The organism is Gordonia otitidis NBRC 100426, assembly GCF_000248075.1.
GTDB classification, from domain to species: Bacteria; Actinomycetota; Actinomycetes; order Mycobacteriales; family Mycobacteriaceae; genus Gordonia; species Gordonia otitidis.
On record NZ_BAFB01000134.1, the window covers coordinates 1 to 4632 of the forward strand.

Annotated in this window: 5 protein-coding genes; 2 read left to right on the forward strand and 3 right to left on the reverse strand. The window is 65.1% G+C overall.

The features are described 5' to 3' along the window. The 3 genes from GOOTI_RS14090 to GOOTI_RS14100 all read right to left on the reverse strand — a co-directional run. Positions 1-393: tRNA-dihydrouridine synthase (locus GOOTI_RS14090; RefSeq protein ID WP_039994125.1), on the reverse strand; the 393-nt coding region annotated here is incomplete at its 3' end. Positions 394-552: 159 nt separating this feature from the next. Then, on the reverse strand, positions 553-1545 hold the full coding sequence (locus GOOTI_RS14095; RefSeq protein ID WP_007239271.1) for an acyl-ACP desaturase: 993 nt from the start codon (positions 1543-1545) through the stop codon (positions 553-555). Between the two features lie 181 nt (positions 1546-1726). Beyond that, entirely contained in the window at positions 1727-2320 is a 594-nt protein-coding gene (locus GOOTI_RS14100; protein ID WP_007239272.1) for a nuclear transport factor 2 family protein, read from the reverse strand. Between the two features lie 166 nt (positions 2321-2486). Here GOOTI_RS14100 and GOOTI_RS14105 point away from each other — a divergent pair, with 166 nt between their 5' ends. Both GOOTI_RS14105 and GOOTI_RS14110 read left to right on the forward strand, forming a co-directional pair. Beyond that, positions 2487-3890, forward strand: a complete 1404-nt coding sequence (locus tag GOOTI_RS14105; RefSeq protein ID WP_007239273.1) for a WS/DGAT/MGAT family O-acyltransferase — start codon at positions 2487-2489, stop codon at positions 3888-3890. A 20-nt stretch (positions 3891-3910) separates the two neighbouring features. Beyond that, a partial coding sequence (locus GOOTI_RS14110; RefSeq protein WP_007239274.1) for a nitrilase-related carbon-nitrogen hydrolase occupies positions 3911-4632 on the forward strand: 722 nt, incomplete at its 3' end.

Below are 4632 nucleotides of genomic sequence, written 5' to 3' on the forward strand. Positions count from 1 at the left end.
GACGGGGATGTCGGTGCCCTCGGTCGCCTTGACCGCCGCGGCGACGATGCGTCGGAACAGCGTGCGCTTGTAGGGGATGGCCGATCCACCGCCCTTGCGGGTCACCTTCGGCACCGGGCAGCCGAAGTTCATGTCGATGTGGTCGGCGAGGTTCTCGTCGACGATCATCTTCGCCGCTTCGTAGGTGTAGCGCGGGTCGACGGTGTAGAGCTGCATCGACCGAGGGTTCTCGTCCGGACCGAACGCGGTCATGTGCATGGTGACCGGGTGCCGTTCGACGAGTGCGCGTGCGGTGACCATCTCGCATACGTACAGGCCGGACACGGTGCCGGTGCGAGACAGCTCGAGTTCACGACACAGCGTGCGGAACGCCACATTGGTGACGCCTGCCATGGGCGCGAGCACGACGGGACTTGCCAATTCGATCGTGCCGATCCGCAGTGGGGTCGCGCGGGCAGCCGAGCGCGCACCGGCGCCCCCGGTGGACGTCGAGGGCGCCGGTGCGGCTGAAGAGGGGATCGTGGCGGTCAAATCAGGGTCACACCGATCGGGTCAGGAAGCCTGACGCTCGCGCTTCTTGGCTTCGCGGGCGAGGGCGCGGTCGCGCATCTCCTCGAATTTGATGGTGTCCTTCTCGAGTTGCTCGAGGAACGCGGCGAGCTCCTCGCGAGTCTGCTCGCCCTCGGCGGAGAAGTCGTCACGGTCGAAGACATTCCACTTGCGCAGGACCGGCTGGATGACCTCTTCGAGATGCTGGCGCAGGTCGTAGATGCCGTGCTTGGCCATCAACACGCCGTGACGGCGGAAGTTCGGCATACCCGCACCCGGCATCTGGAAGTTGGTGACGATGTCGGTCACGGCACGCAGTGTCTGGTCGGGAGCGATGTCCATACCCGCGCCGCAGATGTTGCGGTAGAAGATCATGTGCAGGTTCTCGTCGGCGGCGATGCGCTGGAGCATCTTGTCGGCGATCGGGTCGTTGCAGGCCTTACCGGTGTTGCGGTGGCTCACGCGGGTGGCGAGCTCCTGGAAGGTGACGTAGGCGACGGAGTGCAGCAGGCCCATCTCGCCGCCCTTCTCCATCATCTCCTCGACGCGGTCGCCCGCGGCGGCCTCAGGCGAATAGCCGTTGGTCATGTGGACCATGCGGTCGGCCTCGAGCTGGGCGGGATCGACGCCGCGGGTCACCACGAGGTAGTCGCGCATGACGATGGAGTGCCGGTTCTCCTCGGCGGTCCAGCGACCGACCCAGTAACCCCATGCGGAGTCCATCGAGAAGTTGTCGGCGATGACCCGGTGGTAGGAGGGCAGGTTGTCCTCGGTCAGCAGGTTGGTGATCATCGCGGCCTTGGCGACCTCGTCGAGTTGCGACTGCTCGGGCTCGTAGTCGACACCACCCAGTGCCGCGTAGTTGCGGCCCTCGTCCCACGGGACGTAATCGTGGGGGTTCCAGTTCTTGGCGATCTTGAGGTGCCGGTTGACGTTCTCTTCGGCAACCGGTGCCAACTCGCGAAGCAGATCGAGCTGAGTGAGCTCACGTGCCATAGTTCGTTCCTCCGAACGGTCCACATTAGAGGTGGGTCGGAAATCGGTGATCCGACCGCCTTCTCTGGTTGTCATGCCTGGCTCGGTCACCGACATGGACGCAGTCAGTCAATTAGGGTACGGCACCGTGCAGGCGTTACCCAAGTACGTACTTACGGTGTCGTAACCTGGCTCGCGAGCGTTACCCCCGAAACGCTCGGCCGAACGTCGACGCCCACTGAGCAGCGTCGTCGTCAAGGGTACCGAGTTCATGCGCTCTGTCACACCAGCGCTTCGCCGCCGCGCCGAACTCCATCGGGTTGTAGATGTCCTCTTCGCAGCGCCAGAGCCCGTCGCCCGCGTAGGTGACGATCGAGAGGTTGGTTGCGGTGATGACGCTGCCGTCTCCGGGATCACACATCGGGTTGTCGACCTCGAAGATGACGCGGCCGGTGGGTGCGTCGAACACTTTCCACAGGTTGGGAAAGGCAACCATGTGATCGCCGGGGAATCGCGTCATCGTCTTCACGATCCACGGCCGGATCTCCTCCCGCCCGTGCATCGTGCCGAGGGCGTGCTCGATGTAGTCGGCGTCCGGTGTGAACAGGTCGGCGAACCGCGTCCATGCCGACGGCCCGGCCGCCCGGTCGGCGGCCGCCTCCGCGGCGATCTCCGCGACCGTTGCCTCGAAGACGTCGAAGGCCTCGGACAACTCGTCGAGCGAGAAGGGGGTCGGCGAGAAGCGGGAATCTGCGAGTCGGGCATCTGGGGCAGGTCCGGCGTTGTCGGTGCGCATCGGGCTGATCGTAGGGAACTATCAGGGGTTCGCGAGGCGTTATCCACAAGGAGCGGGATGAGTGAACGTTTCACCCGCTTCGACTGCGTCGACGACCGTCCACGGGGATGATCGACACGTGGGCCGCCGCGACGGTGCGGGCGGGCAGAGGATGTGGAGGAATTCGATGGAACGGCTCAGCGGTCTGGACGCCTCGTTCCTGTACATGGAGACGCGATCGCAACTGATGCAGGTGATCGGTCTGATCGAGGTCGACCCGTCGACCATTCCGGGCGGCTACTCGTTCGGCCGCGTGCGCGATCAGATGCGCCAACTCGTCCGCGCGACGCCCAAGTTCCGCCGCAGACTCGACAATTCGTTGATCAACATCGACCACCCGGCGTGGGTCGAGGACGATCACTTCGACATCGACCGGCACGTGCATCGCGTTGCCGTGCCTGCACCGGGAGGCATCGGCGAGGTCACCGAACTCTGCGGCCACCTGGCTAGTCAGACGCTCGACCGCGCGAAGCCGCTGTGGGAGTTGTGGGTGATCGAGGGCCTGTCCAACGGGCGCATCATGATCATGCTCCGGATGCACCACGCCGCGGTCGACGGAGTCGGCAGCGCCGAGGTGCTGGCCCAACTGTGTTCACTCTCGCCTGAGCAACCCGACCTCGACGCCGATCTTCTGAATCAGTCCGCGGGCGGGTCGTCGCACGCGATGCTGGCGGCGACCGGTGCTGTCCACTACCTGATCCGACGTCCGATCGCGATGGCCCGGCTGCTCCCGGAGACGGTCGCGGTGCCGATCGCCTGGTTCCGGCGAGCGCGATCACACGAGGCGATGCCCGCGCCGTTCCAGGCGCCGCGGACCCGGTTCAACGGTCCGATCAGCCCGCACCGTTCGATCGCGCTCACGCAGCTCTCCCTCGCCGACATCAAACGCGTCAAGAACCGCTTCGGCGTGAAGGTCAACGATGTCGTCCTGGCGATCACCGGCGGAGCGTTACGCGAGTATCTCCTCGCGCACAACGAACTACCCGACCGCCCGCTGGTCGCCATGGTGCCGGTGTCGGTGCATGGAGCAGACGACAGCGGTTTGATGGTCCAGGGCACGAACAAGGTGTCGGGGATGTTCACGCAGCTGGCGTCAGATGTCGCCGATCCCGTCGAACGAATCGAGCGGGCCGCGGAACTCTCGCGCAAGGCGAAGGCCCACCATGCCGACATCGACGCGAACATCCTGCGGGCGTGGGCGCAGTTCGCGCCGGGCACCACGATGTCGACGCTGATGAAGTTCTACGGCGACCGCAAGCTGTCGCTCAAGCATCCACCGATCTTCAACGTGACGGTGTCGAACGTCGCGGGCGCCGACATCCCCGTGTACTTCTGCGGCGCACGTGTGACCGGGGTGTACCCGCTCGGGCCGATCTTCCATGGCCTCGGGTTGAACATCACCGTGTTCTCGGCCGACGGCATGCTCAACGTCGGCATCCTCGGCTGCACCGACCAGATCCCCGACATCGACGTGCTCGCCCACGCATTCGACGAGCAACTCAAGACACTGCTCGAGGTGTGCGGCGACTGAGCCACACTAAGCTTTGCGCTGTGTCCATCTATCGCCACGGATTCGCCCGCATAGCGGGCGCCGTCCCCGTCGTCCGAATCGCCGACCCGGCCGCCAACGCGCAGGCCACCATCGACTTGATGCGGCAGGCGAGCGCCGAGGGTGCGGCACTTGTCGTGTTCCCCGAGATGGGGCTCACCGGCTACAGCATCGACGATCTGGTGCAACAGGATGCGGTGATCGACGCTGCCCTCCAGGCGCTTGCGACCGTGGTGGTGGCGAGCGAGGGACTGCGTCCACTGGTGGCGGTCGGACTGCCGCTGGTCGTCGACGCCGGGCTCTACAACTGCGCGGTACTGCTGCGTGACGGACGCATTCTCGGTGTCGTGCCGAAGGCGTTCCTGCCCAATTACCGCGAGTTCTACGACAAGCGATACTTCAGCGCGGCGCGCGACGCCGTCACCGAGAACGTGACAGTCCTCGGACAAACGGTGCCCTTCGGCACAGACCTGATATTCGACGCCGTCGACCTTCCCGGTTTTGCCCTGCATCTCGAGGTGTGCGAGGACGCATGGGTGCCGATTCCTCCGAGTACATGGGCCGCACTCGGTGGTGCGACGGTGCTCGCCAATCTGTCCGGTTCGCCCGTCACGATCGGGAAGGAGTCGTATCGGAAGTCGTTGTGCACCAGCTTGTCTGCCCGATGCATCGCCTCTTATATCTACGTCGCCGCCGGGTACGGTGAATCCACCACCGATCTCGC

Bases quoted from the DNA above. Each gene is read 5' to 3' on its own strand.
- GOOTI_RS14105 (WP_007239273.1), top strand. From the start codon at position 2,487: ATGGAACGGCTCAGCGGTCTGGACGCCTCGTTCCTGTACATGGAGACG.
- GOOTI_RS14095 (WP_007239271.1), bottom strand. From the start codon at position 1,545: ATGGCACGTGAGCTCACTCAGCTCGATCTGCTTCGCGAGTTGGCACCG.
- GOOTI_RS14100 (WP_007239272.1), bottom strand. From the start codon at position 2,320: ATGCGCACCGACAACGCCGGACCTGCCCCAGATGCCCGACTCGCAGAT.